This window comes from Curtobacterium sp. VKM Ac-1376 (assembly GCF_015351025.1).
In the GTDB taxonomy this organism is placed as follows: Bacteria; Actinomycetota; Actinomycetes; order Actinomycetales; family Microbacteriaceae; genus Curtobacterium.
Genome location: NZ_JADKRV010000001.1, coordinates 497,043 through 519,571, shown reverse-complemented (window position 1 = coordinate 519,571; position 22,529 = coordinate 497,043). Strand labels below are relative to the sequence as shown.

General features: G+C 73.3%; 23 protein-coding genes. 13 read left to right on the top strand and 10 right to left on the bottom strand.

Going from position 1 to position 22,529, the window contains the following annotated elements:
* Nucleotides 1-25: 25 nt before the first annotated feature.
* The 6 genes from ITJ56_RS02510 (at nucleotide 26) to ITJ56_RS02485 (ending at nucleotide 4,268) form a co-directional block, all read left to right on the top strand.
* Entirely contained in the window at nucleotides 26-424 is a 399-nt protein-coding gene (locus ITJ56_RS02510; protein ID WP_194627248.1) for a hypothetical protein, read from the top strand.
* Complete coding sequence (locus ITJ56_RS02505; RefSeq protein ID WP_194627246.1) at nucleotides 421-1,212, top strand: YqjF family protein; 792 nt, start codon at nucleotides 421-423, stop codon at nucleotides 1,210-1,212. The genes ITJ56_RS02510 and ITJ56_RS02505 overlap by 4 nt, the downstream gene beginning before the upstream one ends.
* Entirely contained in the window at nucleotides 1,209-1,694 is a 486-nt protein-coding gene (locus ITJ56_RS02500; RefSeq protein ID WP_194627244.1) for a DUF1810 domain-containing protein, read from the top strand. The genes ITJ56_RS02505 and ITJ56_RS02500 overlap by 4 nt, the downstream gene beginning before the upstream one ends.
* A 110-nt stretch (nucleotides 1,695-1,804) precedes the next feature.
* Nucleotides 1,805-2,455, top strand: coding sequence for a GntR family transcriptional regulator (locus ITJ56_RS02495; protein WP_194627242.1), 651 nt, complete (start codon nucleotides 1,805-1,807; stop codon nucleotides 2,453-2,455).
* Nucleotides 2,456-2,632: 177 nt separating this feature from the next.
* Nucleotides 2,633-3,088, top strand: a complete 456-nt coding sequence (locus tag ITJ56_RS02490; RefSeq protein ID WP_194627240.1) for a MarR family winged helix-turn-helix transcriptional regulator — start codon at nucleotides 2,633-2,635, stop codon at nucleotides 3,086-3,088.
* Nucleotides 3,089-3,395: 307 nt separating this feature from the next.
* A complete protein-coding gene (locus tag ITJ56_RS02485) occupies nucleotides 3,396-4,268 on the top strand; it encodes a phospholipase (RefSeq protein ID WP_194627238.1) in 873 nt (290 codons plus the stop codon).
* Here ITJ56_RS02485 and ITJ56_RS18815 read toward each other — a convergent pair.
* A complete protein-coding gene (locus ITJ56_RS18815) occupies nucleotides 4,262-5,107 on the bottom strand; it encodes a helix-turn-helix transcriptional regulator (RefSeq protein WP_194627236.1) in 846 nt (281 codons plus the stop codon). The genes ITJ56_RS02485 and ITJ56_RS18815 overlap by 7 nt on opposite strands.
* A 283-nt stretch (nucleotides 5,108-5,390) precedes the next feature.
* Between ITJ56_RS18815 and ITJ56_RS02475 the strand changes: the two genes are divergently transcribed.
* The 3 genes from ITJ56_RS02475 to ITJ56_RS02465 are packed head-to-tail and all read left to right on the top strand — an operon-like array spanning nucleotide 5,391 to nucleotide 7,552.
* Nucleotides 5,391-6,551 (top strand): FAD-dependent monooxygenase, encoded by a 1,161-nt coding sequence (locus ITJ56_RS02475; RefSeq protein ID WP_194627234.1) that lies wholly within the window; start codon nucleotides 5,391-5,393, stop codon nucleotides 6,549-6,551.
* Nucleotide 6,552: 1 nt separating this feature from the next.
* A complete protein-coding gene (locus tag ITJ56_RS02470) occupies nucleotides 6,553-7,182 on the top strand; it encodes a DUF1275 family protein (RefSeq protein WP_194627232.1) in 630 nt (209 codons plus the stop codon).
* Nucleotides 7,166-7,552, top strand: coding sequence for a limonene-1,2-epoxide hydrolase family protein (locus ITJ56_RS02465; protein ID WP_194627230.1), 387 nt, complete (start codon nucleotides 7,166-7,168; stop codon nucleotides 7,550-7,552). The genes ITJ56_RS02470 and ITJ56_RS02465 overlap by 17 nt, the downstream gene beginning before the upstream one ends.
* Nucleotides 7,553-7,639: 87 nt before the next feature.
* Here ITJ56_RS02465 and ITJ56_RS02460 read toward each other — a convergent pair whose 3' ends face one another.
* Nucleotides 7,640-8,446 carry a family 1 encapsulin nanocompartment shell protein gene (locus ITJ56_RS02460; RefSeq protein ID WP_194627228.1) on the bottom strand — a complete coding sequence of 269 codons (807 nt, stop codon included), beginning with the start codon at nucleotides 8,444-8,446 and terminating at the stop codon, nucleotides 7,640-7,642.
* Nucleotides 8,443-9,525 carry a Dyp-type peroxidase gene (locus tag ITJ56_RS02455; RefSeq protein WP_194627226.1) on the bottom strand — a complete coding sequence of 361 codons (1,083 nt, stop codon included), beginning with the start codon at nucleotides 9,523-9,525 and terminating at the stop codon, nucleotides 8,443-8,445. The genes ITJ56_RS02460 and ITJ56_RS02455 overlap by 4 nt, the downstream gene beginning before the upstream one ends.
* A 288-nt stretch (nucleotides 9,526-9,813) precedes the next feature.
* Here ITJ56_RS02455 and ITJ56_RS02450 point away from each other — a divergent pair, with 288 nt between their 5' ends.
* The gene (locus tag ITJ56_RS02450; RefSeq protein WP_194627224.1) at nucleotides 9,814-12,471 is read left to right on the top strand and encodes a LuxR C-terminal-related transcriptional regulator; all 2,658 of its coding nucleotides are present in this window, start codon (nucleotides 9,814-9,816) and stop codon (nucleotides 12,469-12,471) included.
* On the opposite strand, the gene ITJ56_RS02445 is transcribed toward ITJ56_RS02450, so the two are convergent.
* Nucleotides 12,472-13,695, bottom strand: coding sequence for an MFS transporter (locus ITJ56_RS02445; protein WP_194627222.1), 1,224 nt, complete (start codon nucleotides 13,693-13,695; stop codon nucleotides 12,472-12,474). It lies immediately after the preceding gene.
* A 242-nt stretch (nucleotides 13,696-13,937) separates the two neighbouring features.
* On the opposite strand from ITJ56_RS02445, the gene ITJ56_RS02440 reads away from it, so the two are divergent.
* The gene (locus ITJ56_RS02440) at nucleotides 13,938-16,787 is read left to right on the top strand and encodes a helix-turn-helix transcriptional regulator (protein ID WP_194627219.1); all 2,850 of its coding nucleotides are present in this window, start codon (nucleotides 13,938-13,940) and stop codon (nucleotides 16,785-16,787) included.
* 18 nt (nucleotides 16,788-16,805) lie between these two features.
* On the opposite strand, the gene ITJ56_RS02435 is transcribed toward ITJ56_RS02440, so the two are convergent.
* Entirely contained in the window at nucleotides 16,806-17,471 is a 666-nt protein-coding gene (locus tag ITJ56_RS02435) for an acetolactate decarboxylase (protein ID WP_194627218.1), read from the bottom strand.
* 149 nt (nucleotides 17,472-17,620) lie between these two features.
* On the opposite strand from ITJ56_RS02435, the gene ITJ56_RS02430 reads away from it, so the two are divergent.
* Entirely contained in the window at nucleotides 17,621-17,977 is a 357-nt protein-coding gene (locus ITJ56_RS02430) for a UBP-type zinc finger domain-containing protein (RefSeq protein ID WP_194627216.1), read from the top strand.
* Between the two features lie 62 nt (nucleotides 17,978-18,039).
* Here the strand turns inward: ITJ56_RS02430 and ITJ56_RS02425 are convergent, their stop codons facing one another.
* Together ITJ56_RS02425 and ITJ56_RS02420 are read right to left on the bottom strand one after the other, a co-directional pair.
* On the bottom strand, nucleotides 18,040-18,729 hold the full coding sequence (locus tag ITJ56_RS02425; protein ID WP_194627215.1) for a hypothetical protein: 690 nt from the start codon (nucleotides 18,727-18,729) through the stop codon (nucleotides 18,040-18,042).
* A gap of 35 nt (nucleotides 18,730-18,764) precedes the next feature.
* Nucleotides 18,765-20,042 carry an NAD(P)/FAD-dependent oxidoreductase gene (locus tag ITJ56_RS02420; protein WP_194627212.1) on the bottom strand — a complete coding sequence of 426 codons (1,278 nt, stop codon included), beginning with the start codon at nucleotides 20,040-20,042 and terminating at the stop codon, nucleotides 18,765-18,767.
* Nucleotides 20,043-20,305: 263 nt separating this feature from the next.
* Between ITJ56_RS02420 and ITJ56_RS02415 the strand changes: the two genes are divergently transcribed.
* The gene (locus ITJ56_RS02415; RefSeq protein WP_194627210.1) at nucleotides 20,306-20,848 is read left to right on the top strand and encodes a hypothetical protein; all 543 of its coding nucleotides are present in this window, start codon (nucleotides 20,306-20,308) and stop codon (nucleotides 20,846-20,848) included.
* 75 nt (nucleotides 20,849-20,923) lie between these two features.
* Here the strand turns inward: ITJ56_RS02415 and ITJ56_RS02410 are convergent, their stop codons facing one another.
* From ITJ56_RS02410 to ITJ56_RS02400, 3 genes are read right to left on the bottom strand one after another with little or no spacing between them, the layout of a single operon-like run.
* The gene (locus ITJ56_RS02410) at nucleotides 20,924-21,235 is read right to left on the bottom strand and encodes a hypothetical protein (RefSeq protein ID WP_194627208.1); all 312 of its coding nucleotides are present in this window, start codon (nucleotides 21,233-21,235) and stop codon (nucleotides 20,924-20,926) included.
* The gene (locus ITJ56_RS02405; protein WP_194627206.1) at nucleotides 21,232-21,906 is read right to left on the bottom strand and encodes a hypothetical protein; all 675 of its coding nucleotides are present in this window, start codon (nucleotides 21,904-21,906) and stop codon (nucleotides 21,232-21,234) included. The genes ITJ56_RS02410 and ITJ56_RS02405 overlap by 4 nt, the downstream gene beginning before the upstream one ends.
* On the bottom strand, nucleotides 21,903-22,457 hold the full coding sequence (locus tag ITJ56_RS02400; RefSeq protein WP_194627204.1) for an RNA polymerase sigma factor: 555 nt from the start codon (nucleotides 22,455-22,457) through the stop codon (nucleotides 21,903-21,905). The genes ITJ56_RS02405 and ITJ56_RS02400 overlap by 4 nt, the downstream gene beginning before the upstream one ends.
* Nucleotides 22,458-22,529: the final 72 nt, after the last annotated feature.

Sequence of the window (22,529 nt, the reverse complement as noted above, 5' to 3'; positions counted from 1 at the left end):
GAGGACGGGCGAGCACGATGGGTCCATGCGACGACGTGAGCGGATCCGGCGTGCCGACCGCACTGCCAGCCTCCTCGCGGTGATCCTCGGCGGAGCCGGCGTCACCCACTTCCTGCGGCCGCGCGGGTACGACCGGATCGTGCCGGATCCGCTCCCGCCGCGGCTGACCACCGTGGCGTCCGGCGTGGCCGAGCTCGGCATCGCCGCAGGGCTCGCGTTCCCGGCCACCCGCCGCACCTCCGGGTGGGCGGCGGCGGCACTGTTCGCTGCGGTGTTCCCCGCCAACCTCAAGATGGCGAACGACCTGCTCGACCACCCGCGGTCGAACAGGGTGATGCGTCTGGTGTCGGTGCTCCGGCTCCCCCTGCAGGTGCCGCTGGTGCTCTGGGGCCTGCGCGTCGGCCGGCACGCGTCGAAGCCGTGACCCAGCCGTCGTGGACCCGTGCCGCGGTGCCGCTGCTGCACCGCCCCGTCACCCAGCACGCCTGGGAGGACATCGTCTTCGCGCACTGGCGCCACGACCCGGCGTCCCTGCAGCGGTTGGTCCCCCGCGGCACCCGTCCCGACGTCGTCGACGGCAGCGCCTGGGTGGGACTGTCGGCCTACGTGTTCCGCGAGACCAGGGTGCCGCCGTTCCCGTCGGCCGGTCGGCTCGGCACGATGACCGAGGTGACCATCGAGGTGCTCACCGTGGACGACCAGGGGCGCCGCGGGGTGACGTACCGGACCGTGGACACCGCCAACGTGCCGGCGATCGTGGCCGCGCACGCGCTGCTCGGGGTGCCGTACACCTTCGCGCACGCGCGGTCCCGCCGTCGCGGTGAGGCCGTCGCGCACCGCTCCGTGCGGCACCCCACCCGCGCCCTGCACCCGGTGCGCTGGGCACGGTCGCTGCGGCAGGAACGCTCGACGGGCACGGCCAGACCGAAGCACGCGGCCTCGGTCCGCGTCACCGCGGGCGAGGTCGTCGACACTCCGCTCGCCGCCGAGCTCACCACCCGCGCCGGCATCCACGCCCGGTACCTGACGCAGACGCTGTTCTGGCAGCGCCAGCACCCGCCGCTGACGACCCGGGCAGGCCGACTCGACCGGCTCGAGGGCGACCTGCCCGACGCCGTCGGCATGCCCGGGCTGTTCGACCGCGAACCGGACTCCCTGCTGGTCGTCGACGGCACCACCGTGCGCTACGGCTGGGGCGGAGTGGTCCGGTGAGCGGCGGCACGGCCGAGGACGGCGCCCACCCCTACGACCTCGAACGCTTCGTGCAGGCGCAGCGGGGCGTGCACGACACCGCGCTCGACGAGCTCCGCCGCGGCCGGAAGACCTCGCACTGGATGTGGTTCGTGTTCCCGCAGCTGGCCGGGCTCGGGCGGAGCGCCACGGCCGAGCGCTACGGCATCATCGGAGCCGACGAAGCCCGCGCGTACCTGGCCCACCCGGTGCTCGGACCACGCCTGCGGACGGCGGCCGAGGTCGCGGCAGCCGCCCCCGCGCGGTCCGCCGACGAGCTGCTCGGCAGCACCGACGCGCTGAAGCTCCGGTCATCGATGACCCTCTTCGACCGGGTGGCCACGGACCCGCGGCCGTTCGCCGCTGCGCTCGACCGCTGGTACGGCGGCGCCGAGGACGCCGCCACGCTCCGTCTGCTCGCCGAGGCCGCACAGGACACTGGACCGACACCTGACACGTGCTGATCCGACCGCAACGCCGTTGTCATATCAGGTACGGTGAGCACGTGCGATGACGCCCGCTCCGCACGTTCGACCAGGCGCCCCCGAACGCCACCACCCTCGAAGGAGAACGCATGCCGGTCCCCCGCAGCGCCCCGACCGAGCACCAGTTGCTCCGTGACACCGTCCGCCACAAGATCCACGACGCGATCATGGACGGTACCCTCGTCCCCGGCGAGCGACTCAACGACGACGAGCTCATCGCCTGGCTCGGGGTCTCGCGCACCCCGATCCGCGAGGCCCTCAGCCAGCTGTCCCGCGCCGGCCTGATCGAGATGGCCCCGAACCGGTACACCCGTGTCACCACGCCGAACCCGGCCGAGGTCATCGAGGCGATGCAGACCCTCGGCGTGCTGTTCGGCGGTGTGGTCCGGCTGGCGGTCCCCCGCCTGGGTGCCGGCGCCCGCAAGAAGATCCTCGCGCAGCTCGACAAGACCATCACCGAGCTCGAGGCGCACGACGTCCCCGCCGTGAACCACGACGCGCTCGACGTCTTCGCGCTCTACGTCGCCGAGTGCGGCAACGAGAACCTGCAGCGCGTGTGCCGCGACACGATGGACGGCCTGGCCTTCCGACTCCGGCTGCCGAACCTCGACGAACTCGTCGATTGGGACCGGATGACCGAGGACTTCCGCCGGCTGCGCGCCGCGACCGAGTCCGGCGACAACGTCGAGGCCGAGCTCGCGACCGAGGCGATCCACCAGCTGCCGGGCGAGAAGCACTGATCCTGCCTGTACCCGCGTACAGGAACCCGCCCGTCTCGCTCGCGTGAGGCGGGCGGCTCCTGTACCACGGGCCTCCCGGCGGGGTTCCGGAACCACGCGCGCGACGCTCCCAGTCCCGGGTCCGCGGGAGCCGATAGCATCGCTGGCGACCACCCGAACCACCACCCGGAGCAGCACATGAGCCCCCGCCCGACGGACCGTACCGAGGTCGCCGCACGCCTGGCCGCCGCGGTCGGTCGGATCAACCGCCGGGCGCGAACCGACTCGGCTTCGCTCGGCTACGGGATCGTGTCCGCGCTCGCGTCGATCCAGCGCCACGGACCCCTGCGCCCCGGTGACCTGTCACGGATCGAGGTGGTCACGAAGCCCACCATGACCCGCATCCTGACCGAACTCGAGCAGCGCGGGTTCATCGAGCGTGAGGCCGACCCGCGCGACGGCCGCGCCTTCATGGTCACGGCGACCGCCGAGGGCATCGCGGCCGTCGAGCGCGCGCGCGCGAACCGCACCGGCATCGTCGCCGAACTCATCGCCGAGCTCGACGAGTCGGACGTGGAGGCCATCGCCGGTGCGCTCGAGGCCCTCGAGCGCGTAGCCCAGGGCGACCGCGCACAGGAACCTCACACCTTCTAGCGCCGATCCGGCCGTTACCGAACCGTTACCAGCAGGTGGACGGACCGTTCTGCCAGCGATCCTGGACGCGCTGCCCAGCCTGCCGGGTCATGGTGTCGGCTCCGCCCGACGGCGACCACCCCCACGGTCACCCGCGGCGGACGGACGGGCCCCACACCACCGTCCGGTCCTCCCCGGCTCACCGGGCTCCCACGACGACGTCTCGATGGCACCGACATCGCCGACGTCGGGCGTGCCCGCACGACCGACCACCCCGGTCAGGCGCACGGAGTCCCGCCCCCCACGAGCCGCCCGACCACCGGAACCGATGCGACACTCCCCTGAGCTCCCCATCACGATCGCCCCGACACGACGTGAGGCCCTGAACACCCCGACCCGCCGGATGCGCAGAGCCCTCCGGCACCGCGCGACCCTGGTCGCCGGTGGTGCAGCCGTCCTCGCCGTCGCCGGCGGTGCCCTGACCGTGGGCACGCAGCCCGCGATCGGTGAGGCCCTCGGCATGCCGACCGGGACCGCGAGCGCTTCGACGACCCCGCAACCGGCGCTCCACGGGACGGCGCTCGACCGGGCGCAGGCGGCGGCGACCATCACCACTGCGACGACGGTGATCCAGACCGCGAACGACAAGGTCGACACCTCGGCCCTCGAGCAGCGCGTCGACGACCTGAGCGACTACCCGCAGCTGTCCGGCGCCGAACTGACCACGCGGATCTCCACGACGGTCGCCTCGGCCACGCACGTCGAGCAGGCGAGTGCGACCCAGGACAAGCGCGACGTCGACGCAGCGGCCGCCGCTGCCGCGCAGGCCGCGGCCGAGGAGCGCGCCGCAGCGGCAGCCGCCGAGGCCGCCCGCGCGCTCGCGGCCGGCAACACGGTCGCCGGCGCCAAGGCCACGGCCACGTCGCTCGCGTCCTCCGAGTACGGCTGGGGCGCCGACCAGTTCCAGTGCCTCGACGACCTGTGGACCAAGGAGTCCGGCTGGAACTACCAGGCCGTCAACGCGAACGGCGGCGCGACCGGCATCCCGCAGGCACTCCCGGGCTCCAAGATGGCCACGGCCGGCTCGGACTGGCAGACGAACGCCACCACCCAGATCACGTGGGGCCTGCGGTACATCAGCTCGGCCTACGGCACCCCGTGCACCGCGTGGGCGCACTCGCAAGCGAACAACTTCTACTGATCGGTGCGGGTCGGCCGCTCCGCGTGCGCCTGGTGCGCGAGCCGCTCGCGGACGAAGGCGATCACCGGCGCCGCTCGCGAAGCCGGTGCCGCGTAGAGGGTGGTCAGCGTGAGACCGTCTCGGCCCGGGATCCCGAGGTCCTCGCACTCGAACTCGAGCAGTCCGAACGGGGGGATGACCTCGTAGGCCGGCCCCGTCGTGAACACCCGCGTGTCGTGGGAGGCCCAGAAGGCGGCGAAGTCGGGGTCGCGGACCGAAAGCTGGCCCACGATCGCGTGCACGCGGGGGTCGGAGAGGTCCGAGCGCATCCGGAAGACGGCGACCATCTCGCGCGCACGCCGGTGCCACTCCGGGTAGATCGAGCGGTCCATCGTCGTGAACATCTGCACGAGGCGGTTCGCTCCCGGTCGCATGCTCTCGCTGAGCGCGGCGGCGAGCGGGTTCGACGCCACGACCCCGATGACCTCGTCCGCGACGAAGGCGGGACCGTCGTGGCGGGCGAGCAGCCGCTGGAGCTCGTGGTCGTCGGGGGTCCTGGTCCGGGGGTCGGGTGCCGGCGGTGCCGGGCGGGCCAGCCGTCGGAGGTACTCCAGCCCCGATCGGTCGAGGGCGAGCGCCCGGGCGAGTGCGACGACGACCTGCTCGGACGGCTGGTGGTCCCGGCCGCGCTCGAGCCGCAGGTAGTACTCGGCGCTGATCCCCGCCGCGGCCGCGACCTCCTCACGACGGAGCCCCGGCACCCGCCGGTTCGGCTCCGGGTGGAGCCCGATGTCCTCGGGGCGCGTGCGATCGCGCCGAGCGCGGAGGTAGTCGCCGAGGAGCGCTGACCGAGTGACCACGTCTGCTCCTGCCGCAGGTTCCCGTCGAGTCCAGAGGCCTCGATCATACGTGCGGCAGGACCGGTCATCGGGTCAGACGTCCCTAGCGGCGGTGACGACGGCGTCCGTACCGTCGACCGACACGACGTCCGGTTCGAACGCGACGTCCCAGCGCACCGGGAGGACCGGCCATGACCGACAAGACACCCCGCGAGGAAGCGATCGAGAAGCTCGAGGAGGCCCGCGAAGCCGAGAAGCGCCGGGCCGAGGAAGACGAGAAGCGACGCCTCGAGTAGGCCGGACCATGACCACACCGCACCCGCTCACGCCCCGCAGGGTCGCTGTCGTCGGCGGGTCGCTCGGCGGCCTGTTCGCCGCGACGCTGCTGCAGCAGGACGGGCACGACGTCACCGTCTTCGAGCGCTCCGCACGGGGCCTCGCGCGCCGGGGTGCCGGGCTCGTGGCACAGCAGGACCTGTACGCCCTGCTCCACCGGCTCGGCCTCGACCGGGCGGCGGACGTCGGGGTCACGGCTCGGGAACGCATCACCCTCGACCGAGCCGGGCGCCTGGTGCACCGGGACCCGACGCCGCAGACGCAGGTGTCCTGGGACCACCTCTACGTGACGCTCCGGGCGCTGCTCGACGAGGGCTCGTACCTCCTCGGCCACCGCGTCGAGGAGGTACGAGCCGACGACGCCCACGCCGAGGTCGTCTCCGCCGACGGGCGGGTCCGCTCGTTCGACATCGTCATCGGCGCGGACGGGGCGAACTCGGTCGTCCGACGCTTCGTCGCACCCGGTCGGTCCGACAACCGCTACGTCGGCTACAGCACCTGGCGTGGTCTGGTGCCGGAGGCGGCCCTGCTCGACGGTCCGTCGGACGTGCTGCTGGAACGCTTCGCCTTCTACAACGGTGCCCGGTCGCACATGCTCGGCTACCTGGTGCCCGGGCCGGACGGCGAGACCGAGGTGGGCTCCCGCCGCTACAACTGGGTGTGGTACCGACCGATCACCCCTCCGCAGCTGGCCCGTCTGGCGCAGGAGTCCGGTCGTGCCTCTGGTGACCCGTCGCTGGCCGTGTCGCTCGCCCCCGGCGACCTGCCGACGGCGCTGCGGGACGAGCTGCGTGCCGACGCCGAGGCCGAGCTGCCGCCGCCCTTCGCCGCGGCCGTGCTGGCGGAACCGGAGCCGTTCCTGCAGGCCATCGTCGACTACGTCGCACCGGCCATGACCGCGCACCGGGTGGTGCTGCTGGGGGATGCGGCGGCGGTCGTCCGTCCGCACACCGCCATGGGCGCGGCCAAGGCAGCGGGTGACGCCCTCGCACTGAGCGACGCGCTCGGCCGGTGGCCGCTCGACGCTGCCCTGGCCACCTACGACAGCGACCGGCTCGAGGTCGCCCGGGCCGTTGCGCAGTACGGCGTCCGGCTCGGGCGCTCGCTCCCCTTCGCGCAGCGAGTCTGACGTGACGTCTGCGTCCGGGTCCGGGTCCGGGTCACCGGAGCGCGTCACACCGGTGCACGTCGCGCTGGTCCTCCTCACGCTCGCCTCGGGGGCGGCCGACGCCTTCGCCTTCCTGGTGCTCGGCGGGATCTTCACGGCGAACATGACGGGCAACCTGGTCCTCGCCGGCATGTTCACCCGCCCCGGGTGGCCGACGACCCTGGCCGGGGCACTCACCGCGATCGTCGTCTTCGCCGCCCTGGTGTTCGGGGCGTTCCGCGTCTCCCCCGCACCCTCGGCCGGCACCCCGTACCCCGTGCGGTCCGTCGGCGCACTCGCCGCCGCGGCGCTCGGGGTGCAGACCGTCCTCGCGAAGCGCCTGTCCGGAGCGTCCGGACTCACGACGACGTTCGTCACCGGGACCCTGACGAGCCTGATGGAGGGGCTCGCCGAGGCACGGCGAGGGTCCCGGGTCCTGCAGCTCGCGGTCGTCCTGGCGCTGGTGGTCGGGGCCGTCGCCGGCACCGCCCTGGCGCGCGCCGTGCCGCCCGCGGCCCCGCTGCTGCCACTGCTGCTCGTCGCGACCGCCACCGCCGTCCTGCTCGTCGCACGGCACCACGCCGGAAGGACCCACCGTGCTGGAACCGATTGACGACGCCGTCTCGAAGATGACCGCGTCGGTGGAGAACGAACTCGTCGTCCGCGATTTCCTCGACAACCTCCGGGCCCGCGACGTGGAGCAGCTGGCGCCGTTCCTGGACGCCGACGTCGTGTACCAGCCGAGCACCTGCGGTCGGGTCCACGGCCGAGCGGAGGTACTCGGCGTGTGCCGGACCATCGTCGACCGGTTCGAGCGGTTCGAGTTCATCCCGAACCGCGTCGCCGTGAGCGGTCCGGTGGTGCTCCTCGACCAGACGCTGCTGATCCGGTTCCCCGGTGGAGCCGACCGCACGTTGATGAGCTTCGCGTGCTTCGAGGTGCACGACTTCCAGATCACCAGCTGGCGGCAGCTGCACGGGTGACGACACGGGCCGCGCTGCGTGCCGGCTCGGGGCGACCCGCGGCAGCGGCTGCCGGTAGCGGCAACGGCAGCCGGCAGTCGGCAGCGGTCAGAGCGTCCGGCGGAGCAGCACGGATGCCTCGGGGGTGTTCACCCGGAACGCGAACGACTCCTCGACGTACAGGGTGACGTCGTCGCGGTCGTGGTCCAGGTAGCCGAGGGCCAGGTCCTCCCCGACGGTGAGCGAGAAGTCGCCCCCGCGCAGGCTCACCAGCAGCGACTCGTCGATGCCCGGCGTCCGTTCGACGTCCCCGCCGGTGATGCCCTCGAGCTGCGCACGCAGCGGGGTGCCGGCGTCGTCGGTCTCGATGATGTCCGCCCAGTCCACGGGACCGCAGGCCAGGGCGTACGGACCCGCGACACCGGCGTCCCGGAGCGACGCGACCGCCGCGGTGACGGCGGCCCGGAAGGACTCCGGGGTGCCGTCGTGCGACTGCACCGCCTGGGTGGATGCCTGCCCCGCACCGGTGATCCCGCCCTCCGGCCAGCCCTGGAGCGTCGCCCGGTTCTCGAGCGCCGCGAGCCGGAGCACGGCGCCGTCGAGCTCTGCGAGGTCGACGTCGGTGGCGCCGCGGGAGAAGTCCACCATCTCCTCGAGCCGCACGGTGAACGTCGCACGGACCTCGCAGAGGGGCAGGACCCGTCGGCGTCGTGCGGTGATGCCGTCACCGGCCCCGCCGGTCACGGGGTCCGTCCGACCGAGGTCGACCGCGGAGCGCTGCCAGCCGTGCGGGCCGTCGAAGTCGACGATGCGCCGGGCGGTGAGCGCCGGGACCAGGCGGTCGCGTGCTTCGGCATCGAGCATCGTCCAGGCGTCGGCGCCGAACGGGGCCAGTTCGCGCAGGAGGTGGTTCATGGCGTGTGCCCTTCCGTGCTGCGGAGCGAACCGATGCCCAGACCGGGACCGGACGCGTCGGGGGTCGTCACCACGGCGGGTGACGCGGGTGACGCATCGGCGTGCACCGCGGGTGGCGTCGCGAGGGCAGCGAGATCGACGAGACGATCACGTGCCGGTGCGAAGAACGTCGCCCCGGTGACGGCGCGCGAGAAGTCGAGCAACCGGTCGTAGGTGCCCGGCGGGTCACCGACGAACATCCGCTCGATCATCCGCTCGATGACCCACAGCTCGCCGCCGTACCCGATGAAGTACGTGCCGTACTCGCCGGCGCCCGGTCGTCCGAAGGGCATGTTGTCCCGCAGGATGTCGTGCTCGACCCCGTCGTCGTCGACGATCGTCGCGAGCGACTTGTGCGACGGGCGTACCTCGGTGTCGCTGTCGCGTTCCACGTTGTCCGACTTCGAGCGGCCGATGATCCGTTCCTGCGCGTCGGTGCCGAGCGCGTTCCACGCGTCGAGGTCGTGCACGTACTTCTGCACGACGACGTAGCTCCCGCCCGCCCAGTCCGGGTCGTCCGCACCGACGAGGGCGGAGGCCGCCAGGTCCTGCGCCACGGGGTTGGCCGTGCCGTCGACGAACCCGAGCAGGTCACGGGTGTCGAAGTACCGGAACCCGCTGACCTCGTCGACCACGCTCACGTGGCTGCCCAGTGCGGCCAGCAGCAGGCGTTCGAACTCGAAGCAGAGATCGGTGCGCTCGCTGCGGACGTGGAAGAGCAGGTCCCCTCCGGTCGACGGCGCCCGGTGGACCGGCCCGGCCACCGTGCGGAAAGGGTGGAGCGCCCGCGGTCGTGCGTGCGGCGAGAAGCGCTCCCACGCCGTGGCGCCGATGCCGACCACGCAGGACAGGTGCGCGTCGAGGTCGCGGAACCCGACCGTCTTCAGCAGACCGTCGAGATCGCTGAGGACGTCACGCACGGCGCCGAGGTCGTCGTCGGCCGGTCCGACGTCCACGGTGAGGAACACCGCTGAACGGGACAGCGGCGCGCCGACGCTCTGCGCGTCGATCGGGACGCGGCTGCCCGGAGCGCCGGTCATCGGCGCACCCGTGACGGGCTGGAGGCCATGGTGTCCGCCTTTCCTCCGCAGCCGTCCTGACGGTGCGGTCCGGGCCGTTCGGTGTCCCCTCGAGCATCGCGAGTCGTCAGCCGGTTGCGCCTGAGTCGGATGACCCGCTCCGGCGACCACCCGCGCGGCGGAGCGTGAGGAGGGGATGGCGAGGCGACCACGGGGGGATGTGGCGACCACCCGGACGTCGGTAGCGTCCGGGAGCGCCGACACGGTCCTCCCGGACCACGCGGACCGACCGATGACCCAGGAGCGACGATGAGCATCAGCATCTCGGACACGCGACCGACGCGCCGCACCGGACACGACGACGACGTGTTCCGACGGGCCATGGAGGCCTCGGCGAGCACCGCCGACCGCTTCGTGGTCGTCGAGGGGCCGCGAGGATCGGGCAAGTCCCACGCGCTCACGAGCATCGCGGCGGCTGCTCGGGCGGACGGCCACGCGGTCGTCCGGTGGCGCTCAGCCGACGGCGATCCGGTGATCACGGCCGCGTCGTTCGGGCCCTGGCTCGCACTCGTCCGCGGAGCCGACAGCGGGGCGCCCCGCCCGTCCCGCAGCGTCGTCCTCGTCGACGACTTCCACGCGCTCGCCGAGGGCGCCAGGAACGCCCTCCGCCAGGCCCTCGCGGAACTGGCGCAGGACCCGAGCACCGTGGTCGTGGTGGCGGTGGACGACCGCCGGGTCGTCCCCGGCTGGATCGACCTGCAGTACGTCCCTCTCCGGCCGCTCGGCGACACCGCGGCCGAGGAACTCCTCCGTCGGGACCGCGTCGACCTCCCCGCGTCGCGGATCGCGATGCTCCTCCGTCTCGCCGACGGCAACCCGTCCCTGTTGCACACGGTGGGACGCGCGTGGGCGGACGGTTCCGTCGCCGACCGCTCCGCGCCGTTCCCGACCGCGTACCCGCAGCCGGGCGCTCCGACCGATGCCGTCGCACGCACCGTCGACGCCCTCACCGACGAGGCTCGGTCGGTCGCGCTCGGCATCGCGGTCGCGTCCGTCGAGTTCCCGGGGGACGACGACGGGTGGGACGTCCCGGACACGCCGCCCCTCGACGCCCCCCTGCGGGGGCTCGTCGCCGAGGGGTCGACCGGGCTCACCTTCCGTGACCCGTACGTCCGCCTGCACCTGCTGTCCAGCGCACCACCCGCCGAGCTCCGGCGCGTCCGCTCCCTCGTGGCGCGGTCGAAGCGCGTCCCCGAGCGGCTCCGGTTGCTCGCGGTCGCGGGGGCGTCGCCGACCCACGACGACGACCTCGTCCCACGCCTCCTGGCCCTCGTCGACGAGTCCCTCCGCCTCCGTCGTCCACACGACGCGACCGCGACCCTCCTCGAGGCGGCACGGCTGACGACGTCCGTCCCGCTGCGCGGACAGCTGCGTGCGCGGGCCGCCGCGGTCGCCGCGTTCGTCGGCGACTTCGGCCTCGTCGACGCCGAGGCCGAACGAGCCGCGCACCGCGACGCCCAGCCGGACCCGGTGCTGGTGGGCGCGGTCGAGTTCGTGCGGGCGCTCCGGTCCGGTGACGTCGGCGCGGGCCGGCGCGCGGTGCTCGCGGCACTCGACGGGCCGGACCGGACGGGGACGGACGACGTCCTCGTGGCGACGCTGCACGTACTCTGCTCCCTGCACGGCGACGGCTCCTGGTGGGACGAGGCCCTGGAGGTCACCGCGGGCCGCGACCTCGACCCGGTGCTGCGACTCGTCGAGGACTGCGTGGACGGGTCGCGGCTGTCCGAGGACGAGCGCGCGGCGCTCCACCGCGAGGCGCGGGTCTCGGCGGCGGACGCCCAGCCGTGGAAGGCGGTCGCGCTCCACGTCGCCTGGACGCTCCTCGACCCGACCGATCCGCGGCGCGAGGTCGTCGACGCCGTGCTCCGCAGGACCGGGGACGCCGGTCTCCTCGGCTGCTTCGCCTCGTACCGTGGTGCCGTCGCCGCGTACCAGGCCGGCCGGCTGGACGCCGCGGGCGCAGGGTTCGACCACGTCCGCGAGAGCGCCGAACGCCGGGGTGCCGACACGCTCGTCGCACTGACCGACGCCCTGCAGGCGCTCGTCCACTCGGTGCGGGGCGAGCCCGAGCAGACCGCGCGGAAGGCCGACCGTGCCGCACGGTGGGCGGTCCAGCACGGCACGCCGCTCGTCACCCGCGCCGCCGAGCACGCGCGGTCGTCGCTGGACGTCGCCACCGGCCGGTTCGAAGAGGCCCACGCCCGCTCGACGACAGGACACCGGACGACCCGTCGGTGGCTCGCGAGCAGCTACGGGCCGGTCGAGCTCCTCGACGCGGTCGAGTCGGCCGCCCGGCTCCGGATGACGGACCACGGCACGGCACTGGTGACCGCCGCCGAGCGGGCGCTCGGCGCTCGGTGCGCCCCGCGGGAGTCACTGATCGTGACGACCTGCAGAGCGGTCCTCGGCACCGACGCCGACTCCCGCACCCGCTTCGAGGACGCCCTGGCGACCGTCGACGACGACGTCGCGCCGTTCGAGGTCGCGCGCGTGCGGCTCGCGTACGGTGAGTGGCTCCGTCGCGACATGCACGCCCTGGAGGCCCGCACCCAGTTCCGTCTCGCAGCGCGGGCATTCGAGGTGCTCGGCGCCCGCCACTGGCAGCTGCGCGCCGAACACGAGTTGCGTGTCGCGGGCGGCGCCGGGGTGCCGACCGGGTCGGTCGACCTCTCCGACCTCAGCGAGCAGGAACGACGCGTCGCGTCCCTGGCTGCCGCCGGGCTCACGAACAAGCAGATCGGCGGTCAGCTGTTCCTCTCACCCCGCACGGTGAGCGGGCACCTGTACCGGCTGTTCCCGAAGCTCGGCGTCTCCACCCGCGCGGGGCTCCGCGATGCGCTCGTCGCGCTGGGAGCGCCGGGAGCGCCGGGCCCGGACCCGGACCCACAGGGCGAGCGGCCCTGATCACCCGTCCTGGTGGAGCATCCTGGTCGCCGCGACGAGCACGGCGACCAGGACGAGGCCGGCGAACGCGACGAGGACCGTCACGGGCGGCAGGACCAGCAGGGCCGCGCCGACGAGCAGCACCGGCAAGCACAGGCCCGCGTAGGCGATGAGGAAGACCGCCGCGAGGACCTCGCCCCTGGTGGAGGGGCTGCTGGTCGAACCGGCACGGGCGAGAGCCGAGCGGAAGAGGAGCCCGACCCCGGCGCCGGCGACGGCTCCACCGCCGGCGAACAGCGGCAGCGAGGCGAGCACGGCCCCCGCAGCGAGCAGGAGGAGACCGACGGGCATGAGGACGAGCACCGCCCGGAGCTGCCGGGCCACCGAGGACCCGCGGAAGAGCACCTGCGCGACGCACGCGGCAGCGAACACCGAGAACGCGACCGAGCCGGCCAGCAACCGGTCGGTCTGGTGCAGCGACTCGGCGAGGAACGTGGGCGCCAGCGACGTGAACAGGCCGAAGACCGCGAACCCCGCGAAGGCCGCGGCACCCGCCGCGACGAACGTCGGCCTGGCCGCCTGTGGCACGGCGATCCGCTGCGGTCGGTACGGCTGTCGTCCGACCGGGCGGGCGACGGTCTCGGGCACCATCGCGACGGCGACCCACGCTGCGACGAAGAGGACCAGGAAGACCAGGTGCGGCAGCAGCAGCGGGGCAGGGAGGCACTCGGCGAAGAGTCCGCCGATGAGCGGGCCGAGGCCCAGTCCGCCCAGGTTCGCGATGCCGGAGACCGTCACCGCGGTGGTGGGGTCCTCGTCCGGGCGTGCCCGAGAGCGCAACTCGCTGATGTGGGCGGTCGCGGTGGCGGTCAGGAGCCCGACACCGACTCCGTTGACGACCCGGCCCACCAGCAGTCCGGGGAGTTCCGGCCACAGGACGAACACGACGGCGGCAGCCGCCTCGACCCCGAGGGCGATCAGGATCATGCGGCGCCGGCCCAGCACGTCGCTGAGGTGACCGGCGAGGTACAGCGCCCCGACGACACCGACGGCGTACGCAGCGAACACGAACGTGACCACGATGGGCGGGAAGCCGTCCGCTGCCTCGTAGAGCCCCCACAGGGGTGTCGGGACCGTCGAGTACGCCATCACCGCGGTGAAGGCGACGGCGACGACCCAGAACCCGGCACCGTGGTGGAGCACCGGGAGCGGTGGGAACGCGGGACCCTGTCGCACGGACGTCATGCACCGACGATGCCCGACTGCGACGGAGCCCTCGAGCGTCAATCGGCTCGAAGCCCGGCGTGGCCCTGCCAGGGACACCCTCGTCGTCGATCCGCCGGGTGGCGGTCGGCAGCCCCCGCCCGCACCCGGTCGAGGGGCGCCGGACGACGCCGATCCGGTGTCGACACCCGCCGCTGGGGTAACGACAGGGACAGTCGCGAGCACCCGGTTCGTTCGTAGACTCCTGCCACCGACGAGGACTGGTGGCCGCCGTGTTGACGAACGAGGAGTACCGCACGCTCGAGTGCGGTGCGCCGGCACGCGGGCTCGCCACACCTCGCGCCGACCTGCCGATCCGGGGGCGTGACGCCGAGCAGGCCACCGTCTCCGAGGCGTTGACCGGACTCGCTCGCGGGGCCGGTGACGTCCTCGTCGTCCGGGGGTCCTCCGGCGTGGGCAAGTCGCGGCTGCTCGAGGACATCGTCACCCGGGCGGGCGCGGCAGGGCTGCGCGTGGCGGTCGGACGCACCGACCGGGACGCACGGCTGATCCCGCTCGCTCCGATCATGGAGGCACTCGCGACCGGGGTCCGGCCGATCTCCGACCGCACGAGGCTCGGTACGGTCGCCCAGGACCCCGAAACACGCTACTGGCTGCTGCAGCAGCTGCAGGACGACCTCGAACGCGCCGCATCGTCGAGCGGGGTCCTCGTCGTCATCGACGATCTGCAGTGGTGCGACACGACGACGCTCGCCGTGCTGCGGTCGCTGTCCCGCCGACTCGCCGACGTCCCCGTCCTCTGGGTGGTGGCGGTGCGCTCCGAGGACCAGGACCCGTCGGTGGCGACGACCGCGGAGGACCTGGGCGCGAGGGGACGGGTGATCGACCTCGAACCGCTGAGCGAGGACGCCACCTCGGCGATGATCGCGGACCTGCTCGGTGCCGTGCCGGACGAGACCGTCCTCCGCGCCGCGCACCGGGCGGAGAACGTGCCACTCCTCGTCGTCGAACTCGTCCGCGGGCTCGTCGACGAGCACCTGCTGGCGATCGTCGACGGGATCGCGACGATGCCGGGGCCGACGCTCCCGGTGACCTTCGGGGCGTCGGTGCGTGCGACCGTTCGGCGGTTGTCGAAGGAGACGCAACAGATCGTGCAGGTCGGGGCGGTGCTCGGGCGTTCGTTCGACGTCGAGTCGCTCTCGGCGATGCTGGAACAGCCGGTGCAACGCCTGCTCCCCGGGCTGCAGGAGGCGATCGAGGTGGGCGTCCTGGTCGACGACGGTCCGCTCCTGACGTTCCGGCACGACGTCTTCCGCGAGGCGGCGGAGTCGATGATCCCGTTGGCGGTCCGGCACGCCCTGATCCGCCAAGCGGTGGACACGCTCCTGCGCCAGGGCGTCGAACCCCGCTCGGTCGCATCGCGCATCGCCGAGGTCGCCGAGCCCGGCGACGTCCGCGCGGCGGAACTGCTCCGGACGGTCGCTGTCGACCTCGCCGCGACGGATGCGGCGCAGGCGAGCGACCTGGCGCTCCGCGCCGCCGAGCTCGCCCGGGACACCGCCGCGATGCCGGGCATCGTCGTCGACGTGCTGCCCCTGCTCTGGCACAGCGGACGGACCGCTGCGGCGCGCGCCCTGCTCGCGGATCTGGACGGCCGGCTCCAACCCGAGGACGACGCACGCCTGCGCCTCGCACTGGCGCGCCTGCAGACCGAGCACTCCGCCCCCGACGCGTTGCGGTCGGTCGAGTCCGCGTTGGCGCTCCCCGGTCTGAGCGCCGGGCTCCGGTCGCGCCTGCTCGCCGTGCGCGCGCTGAACCTGGCCAACGCGGGTCGGCACGAGGACCTGCAGGCCGCGTTGCACGAGTCCGGACCGACGGTCGAGGCCGGTGCCGACCCGGTCGCGGTCGCGACGTTCGAGGCCAGCGCGTCGGTGCTCGCGTTCAACCAGGGGCGCTTCGCCGAGGCGACGCAGACGATCACGACGGCCATGAGCCGGGTCGCCGCCGTCGGACACGCATCGAGCACGTGGTTGCCGGAGGGACTCTGGGTCGCGTTCCTCGCGAACGCCCTCGGGGACACCGAGCGCGCCGGCCGCATCGCCGAGGCGAACGCCATCGAGACGCGGCGGAACCACCTGGCCCGCCCGACCGCCGCCTGGATGATGCTGCGGACGAGGGTCCTGTTCGACCAGGGCCACCTGGAGGACGCCAAGACGCTGGCAGAGTCGGTGCTCGACCTGGCCGAGGACCTGGAACTGGGCGGCTTCGCGGCCCTGACGGCGGGGTCGGTGCTCTTCCGCACCGCGCTCGTGCAAGCCGACCACGCCGCCGCCGACCGGTACCGACGCTTCGCCGAGGACCTCCGCGCCGACCCGACCTTCGAGCGCGCCGGTGCCTGGCTGCTCGCGCTCGAGGCCGATGCGCGCGACGCCGTCGACGCAGCGGTCGCCCACAGCGAGCCAGCCTGGTGCACCCTGGAGTCGCCGGTCTCCTCGATGTCGAGCCCGGCGGACTTCGCCGACGACGTCCACCTGGCACGGATCGCGATCCGGGGTGACCGGCTCGACCGGCTCGACCGGATCGAACGCGTCGCCCGGGTGCGCGCAGCGGCGAACCCGGAGAACGACCTCTGCACCGGGACGTGGCTCCACGTCCACGGCCTCGTCCACGGCTCCGCCGAGAGCCTGCACCGCGCGGTGGCACGACTCCGCCGCGTCGACCGGAAGCTCGTGCTGGCGGCCGCCCTGGAGGACCTGGGGGGCGCCCTGCGATCGACGTCCGTGCCCGACACCGTCGGGGTCTGGCAGGAGGCGGCGGGCGTGTTCCACGAGGCCGGCGCCGTGCGCGATGCCGAGCGGGTCCGTGGACACCTGCGCGGCGTCGGGGTCGCCACCCGTCCGAGCTCCGCCGACCCGGGGGTCTCGGGTCTGACCGCCCGGGAGTCGCAGGTCGTCGAGCGGGTCGCGGCCGGGTTGACGACGCAGCAGATCGCGTCCGACCTGTTCATCTCGACCCACACGGTCACCAGTCACGTCCGGCACGTCTACACGAAGTGGGGCGTGTCCTCTCGCCGGGACCTCGCCGTGCGGTTCCGGCAGGAGCGCCCCGGCTGAGCGGCTGGTCGGGAACGGTCAGACCGCCTCTTCCCCGACGGGCGAACCGCGTTCGGGGACCACCGGGTGCACCGCTGTCGAGAACCCGAGTTCGATCCGCCCCGAGAAGCCCCCGAGTTCGACGAATGCACCCCCACGGGACCCAGCGGCCCCCAGGAAGCCGAGGTGGTGCTCCGTCCCCGCACCCCCGGCCCCCGGCGTCCGGAAGCCGACGAGGCTGCCCGCCACCGCCCGGAGGGTGGCGGACCCGGTCCCCCCGGACCGGGTCTGCACCCGGTCGAAGACGCCGTCGGCGCGGACTGCCACGTCGAAGTCGCACGGCGGCAGGACGGCGGCGATCCGCGCCTCCAGGTCGGCTCTGGAGGCGACCGACGCGACCGTGATCACGAGGTCAGGCGAGAAGGTCGAGACGACCGCGAACGCGACCTCGTCCGCTGCCGCCGCCTCTGTGGCCGTCCCGTCCGGGCGCATCCGGAGGCACCGGCGGTCGAGCACGACCAGACCGTCCCCGTCCCCGTCGGAGCCACCGGCGAACGCGCCCAGACCGAGGGTGCCGAGCCGCAGGAGCTCCGCGACGGTGCCTCGGACGGGCGTCAGACCGTGCGGGATGCGGTCTGCCGCTCGCCGCGCCCACGCGGCGAGGCGATCCCGGGCGATCGCCCCGTCATCCGTCGTCTTCCGCACCACACGCTCCTCGTCGTTCCCGCTCGCTTCGACGGTAGGAACCGGGTCGCGTGCCGCACCAGCGCCGTTTGACTCCTCCGCGCCCGGACGCGGTCGGGTCGAGTCGTTCTCCTCATGCGTCGGGCGGAGGATCGGGGCAGCGTTGCGGCATGAGCGATCTCACGAGCATGGTGTCCCCATCCGTCCCGCCGTCCGGCACCGGGTGCGTGGAGTGCGAGTCGACGGGGTCGTGGTGGGTGCACCTGCGCCGGTGCGCCGCCTGCGGACACGTCGGCTGCTGCGACGACTCCCTGAACCGGCACGGCACCGCCCACTTCGCCACCACCGGACACGAGGTCATCCAGTCGTTCGAACCGGGTGAGGACTGGTTCTGGGACTTCGTGTCGCAGGACTTCGTGGACGGTCCGCGACTCGCCGACCCACAGGCGCACCCGCGCTCCCAGACGGTCCCGGGGCCGGCTGACCGGCTGCCGTCCGACTGGGCGCAGCAGCTCGCCGACCGCTGAGGTGACCGGGCAGCGGACGACGACCGTCGGCGGCCCGAACCGCTGCGCGGGCGTGCCGCGGTTCAGGACTGCGGGCCGGCGTCGTCGAGCGCTTCGGACCGGGCGATCAACTCGTGCATCGTCGTCTGCGACCGCACCTGGTAGGACAGGTGCGCGACGGCGAGCACCACCGAGGCCGCGACGCCCCAGACGACCGAACCGGGGTCGTCGACACCGAGCTGGTCGACCAGGATGGCGACCCCTGCGCCGGCGACGATCGAGTTCACGACCGCGATCGCCGACGACATCGTGAAGAGCAAGCGGTACCAGGAGGGGGCCCGCCCGATGTCGAGGAGCTCGTTCGCCGCGTGCCGGCCCGTCGGCATCGGGAAGTACGTGTGGGCGTCCGGCAGGAGCCGACCGTAGTACCGGCGGATCCGCTGCATCGCCGCCAGCGCGGCGACGTCCTCGAGCGAGGTCTCGACGAGCCGCTCGTAGGTGAACGCGCCCAGCAGGACGATCACCGGGATGATCGCTCCGAGGAACCCGAGCGCGAACGGTGTGTGGGCCAGGAACCCGAACGCGACGAGGGAGCTGGAGAGCGTCGTGAGGTAGAGCGAGGACCGGCTGCTCGACTCGCTCACCGTGATGCTCCGGGCGGTCTCGAGCACGAAGTGCTCGGTCAGCAGGGCGTTGAAGAACGCCGTCGGTCGGTCCAGTGCGGCGACCGACTCCGACGCGGTCGGGAGCGGCTGGTCGACTTCTTCGGGCATCGCGGGCCTCCTCGGTCCTTCCGTCGTTCCGTCACTCAGTCGCTCGCGGCCAGGTGACGGTGCACGAAGGTGACGGCCATCGCGCCCTCCCCGACCGCTGCGGCGACCCGTTTGACCGAGCCGGCGCGGACGTCCCCCGCGGCGAAGGAGCCCGGCACGTTCGTCTCCAGGTAGTACGGGCGCCGGTCCAGCGGCCACCGGTCGAGGGCACCAGGAGCACCGTCGAGGTCTGGTCCGGTGACGAGGTACCCGAGCCGGTCACGGACCATCGGGGTCCCCGCGGCCCACCTCGTGTCGGGTTGTCCGCCGATGCAGATGAACAACCGCGTCGCGGCCGTCACCGACGTCGAACCTCGCACGTCGGTGACCTCGATCGACTCGAGGCGGGCGTCCCCGAGGAGCGCTGAGACCCTGCTGCCGGTCCGCACGGTGACGTTGGGCGCGGCCTGGATCCGGGCGGTCAGGTACTCCGACATCGTCGCGGACAGGGACGGGCCCCGCACCAGCATCGTGACGTGCGCGGCGGACCGCGAGAGGTTCATGGCCGCCTGGCCCGCCGAGTTCGCCCCGCCGACCACGAAGACCTGCTCCCCGACGCACCCGTCAGCCTCGCTCGTGCCGGCACCGTAGTAGACCCCGCACCCGAGCAGGTCGACCTCCCGCGGCAACCCGAGCCGGCGCCACTCGACCCCCGTCGCACAGATGTTCGCCCGGGCGACCACGTGGCCGCCGTCGGCGAGGTCGGCGTGGATGCGGCCGTCGTGGAAGACGCCGCGCACGCCCTCGCGCATCACCAGCAGCTCGGCACCGAACCGGACCGCCTGTTCCCGCGCACGCTCGGCGAGCTCGGCGCCGGCGACGCCCTCCGGGAAGCCGAGGTAGTTCTCGATGAGGCTGCTGGAGCCGGCCTGCCCGCCCACGGCGTCACGCTCGAGCAGCACGACGTCGAGTCCCTCCGACGCGGCGTACACGGCGGCGGACAGTCCGGCGGGCCCGGCCCCGTAGATGGACAGGTCGTACTCCTGACGACGTGGGGCGTGGATCCACCCCAGGCGGTCGGCGACCTCGCGCACGGCGGGCGCGACCAGCTCGGTGCCGTCCGGGAACACGACGAGCGGCAGTCGCGTCACGTCGAGCCGGCGGCCGGCGACGAGCACCGCGGGGTCGGTGACGTCGACGGGGATCCAGTCGAAGCGGACGACCGATCGTGACAGGAAGTCCCGCAGCGCGTAGGCGTCCGCGTCGAACTCGTGTCCGTACACACGGACGCGCCGTGACGGGACCGGATCGGTGACGTCGTCCTGGGTGTCCATGGGTCCTCCCGATGGGTGCGACGAGGAACGGTGGCGGCACTTCCGGGGGCGGGACCGTGCAGGTCGCCCCTGACGAGCACCGTACGGACCGACGCGGCACCGCACGTGGCCCTGTCAGGACCCGGTCTCGGCCGGACCCGGCCGTGAGCCGGGAGGACGGCGACCGTGGACACCCGTGGAGCGCCGTCCCCGACGCCAGAACCGGTTGCGGTGGCCCTCCGAGGGCCACCCTCGGAAACCGTCCGGCGCGTTAGCGTGACCGCATGAGCCGCAACGATGCCGGGGAGCACGCTCCGGACGGCGTCAGCGAGATGGTGGCGGCGATCGGGTGTCTCCCCGCCGTGGTGACCGACCGCCACCTCACCGTCGTGTCCTCGAACCCGCTCGCCCGGGCCCTCAGCGGCGCCTTCGAGCCGTCCGTGAACATGGCGCGGTACACGTTCCTGGACCCCGTGGTGGACGACGACGCCCCCGGCTGGTCGGACGCAGCCGGCCAGATCGCGGCGATGCTCAGGGACTCACTCGACCAGCACGAGGAGGACGCCGGGTTCCGTGCACTCGTCGGCGAGCTGTCATCGCAGAGCATCGACTTCGCGCGGGCCTGGGCGCACGACGCCCGCCGCCCGGCCCGGACCGGCACCGTCCGGTTCGCCCCGGTGTCCGTCGGACCGCTGACGATGGTCTTCCAGGAACTGCTGATCCCGGACGACTTCGCGCTCCGCATGCTGCTGTGGCGCCCGGACGGTACCCCGGATGCGCGAGCAGCCTTCGCCCGCCTCGTGGCGCGCGCCGCCGACGACGGTTGAGCGTGCCGACGCGATGACGGACGGGAGGCCCGTGGCGGATCCGCCACGGGCCTCCCGTCCGGTCCCTGGTCCGGCTCAGCCCACCCGCGCGACCCGCACGTCGACCCGGCTGAGCGCCAGGCCGTGCGTCGCCGCCGTCGCGAGGGCGACGTCGTGGACCGCGCGGGCGACCGCGGGGGCCGGAAGGAACCCGTCGGTGCCGATCACGACGCGGAGAGCGGCCTCGTCGTCGACGACGGTCCGGAGCGGTGCGCTGTTCGTCGCGATGCCGCGGACGGCCTGGACGGCGCTGGCGACCGTGGGTCGCGCGCGGTAGAGGTCGACGACGCCGGGGACCTCGGCGACGGCGGCCTCGATCGCGGCGAGGGTCTCGTCGATGGTGCTCATCGGGTCACCTCCGGGTCGGTGTCGATGCCGGTCTCGGTCTCGGTCTCGGTCTCGGTCTCGGTCAGCAGGTCGCGGACGACCACGTCGATCGCCTCGACCAGCAGGTCGGTCTGCTCCGCCAGCTCGCCGGCGACCGCGGTGCGGACCAGCTCCGCGGTCGCGGGGATCGAGGGGCCGGCGGCGATCGCTATCTCGACGACCACACGGACCGGCGAGGCCAGCTCGGTGACGTCGCCGTCCAGCTGGCAACGCGCGACGAGCACGCCGGGGACGCCGTCACCGGTGCGGCGGATGAGCGAACGGATGGCGCCCTCCGTCATCACCGGACGCTCCGTCTCGGACAGCGGGCGGAGCGGGACGTCACGGCCGGAGCGGGACTCGAGCGAGATGTTCGCCAGCACCCCGCTGATCCAGGACTCGTCGGCCGGGGCCTCGTCGCGGGCGGCGGCCTCGAGCGATCCGAGCGAGGCCTGTCGCACGCGGAGGATCGCTGCGAGGGCGTTCTGGCAGGCGGGCGAGTGGTCGATGCTCGGGTCGGCGGGCTGCATGCCGGCGTCGAGGTAGTCGGCGAGTTCGTCGATCGAGCGGCCGTCGAGGTCGGCCCGTTCGAGGGCGTCGAGCGCCCCCGGGGTGTCGGGCAGGTCCGGCCGGGTGCCGTCGGGGTCGGTCATCGCCATCCCTCCATGAGTCGGATCATGTTCTTCCTCGCTCGGGACAGCAGTCCCCGGACCGTCGACGGGGGCAGATCGAGTTCTGCGGCGATCTCCTCGTACCGGTACTCGAGCACCTCCTTCATGATCCAACATCGTCGTTGGGCTTCGGGCAGCTCGGACAGGGCCCGCTCCACGGCGTCCTCGCGCGACCGCGCTTCGGCCACCCGGTCGGGGGCATCGTCGGCGGGTGCCGCCACCTCGAGCTCGGTGACGTCGTCGTGGACCCGCCGGGCGCGGATCCGGTCGAGGCACTTCCGGCTGAGGATGCGCATCAGCCAGGACTTCACGCGGGCGAGGTCCTCGAGTCCGTCGAGGCGGCCCCAGGCGGTGATGAAGGTCTCCTGCACCACGTCGTCGAGCTCGTCGGTCGACCCGAGGGTGCGACGGGCGTAGGCACGGAGCAGCGGCGTGTGGCGGCGGATCAGGACCTCGAAGGCCCGGACGTCGCCGTCGGACGAGCGGCCGGCGAGGACCGCGTCGTCGAGCTCGGCGAGGGGCTGGTGGTGCACGGGTTCCTTCTACTGGTGGCGGGTGGTGAACGGCTGGGTGCGTCGATGATGAGACGTCCCCAGGAGCCGGTC

What these genes read in the sequence shown, in the direction of transcription:
- ITJ56_RS02425 (WP_194627215.1), bottom strand. Translation starts at nt 18,729, where the DNA reads ATGCCCGAAGAAGTCGACCAGCCGCTCCCGACCGCGTCGGAGTCGGTC.
- ITJ56_RS02415 (WP_194627210.1), top strand. Translation starts at nt 20,306, where the DNA reads ATGAGCCGCAACGATGCCGGGGAGCACGCTCCGGACGGCGTCAGCGAG.
- ITJ56_RS02410 (WP_194627208.1), bottom strand. Translation starts at nt 21,235, where the DNA reads ATGAGCACCATCGACGAGACCCTCGCCGCGATCGAGGCCGCCGTCGCC.
- ITJ56_RS02455 (WP_194627226.1), bottom strand. Translation starts at nt 9,525, where the DNA reads ATGACCGGCGCTCCGGGCAGCCGCGTCCCGATCGACGCGCAGAGCGTC.
- ITJ56_RS02430 (WP_194627216.1), top strand. Translation starts at nt 17,621, where the DNA reads ATGAGCGATCTCACGAGCATGGTGTCCCCATCCGTCCCGCCGTCCGGC.
- ITJ56_RS02405 (WP_194627206.1), bottom strand. Translation starts at nt 21,906, where the DNA reads ATGACCGACCCCGACGGCACCCGGCCGGACCTGCCCGACACCCCGGGG.
- ITJ56_RS02420 (WP_194627212.1), bottom strand. Translation starts at nt 20,042, where the DNA reads ATGGACACCCAGGACGACGTCACCGATCCGGTCCCGTCACGGCGCGTC.
- ITJ56_RS02495 (WP_194627242.1), top strand. Translation starts at nt 1,805, where the DNA reads ATGCCGGTCCCCCGCAGCGCCCCGACCGAGCACCAGTTGCTCCGTGAC.
- ITJ56_RS02445 (WP_194627222.1), bottom strand. Translation starts at nt 13,695, where the DNA reads ATGACGTCCGTGCGACAGGGTCCCGCGTTCCCACCGCTCCCGGTGCTC.
- ITJ56_RS02460 (WP_194627228.1), bottom strand. Translation starts at nt 8,446, where the DNA reads ATGAACCACCTCCTGCGCGAACTGGCCCCGTTCGGCGCCGACGCCTGG.
- ITJ56_RS02485 (WP_194627238.1), top strand. Translation starts at nt 3,396, where the DNA reads ATGCGACACTCCCCTGAGCTCCCCATCACGATCGCCCCGACACGACGT.
- ITJ56_RS02450 (WP_194627224.1), top strand. Translation starts at nt 9,814, where the DNA reads ATGAGCATCAGCATCTCGGACACGCGACCGACGCGCCGCACCGGACAC.
- ITJ56_RS02510 (WP_194627248.1), top strand. Translation starts at nt 26, where the DNA reads ATGCGACGACGTGAGCGGATCCGGCGTGCCGACCGCACTGCCAGCCTC.
- ITJ56_RS02490 (WP_194627240.1), top strand. Translation starts at nt 2,633, where the DNA reads ATGAGCCCCCGCCCGACGGACCGTACCGAGGTCGCCGCACGCCTGGCC.
- ITJ56_RS02475 (WP_194627234.1), top strand. Translation starts at nt 5,391, where the DNA reads ATGACCACACCGCACCCGCTCACGCCCCGCAGGGTCGCTGTCGTCGGC.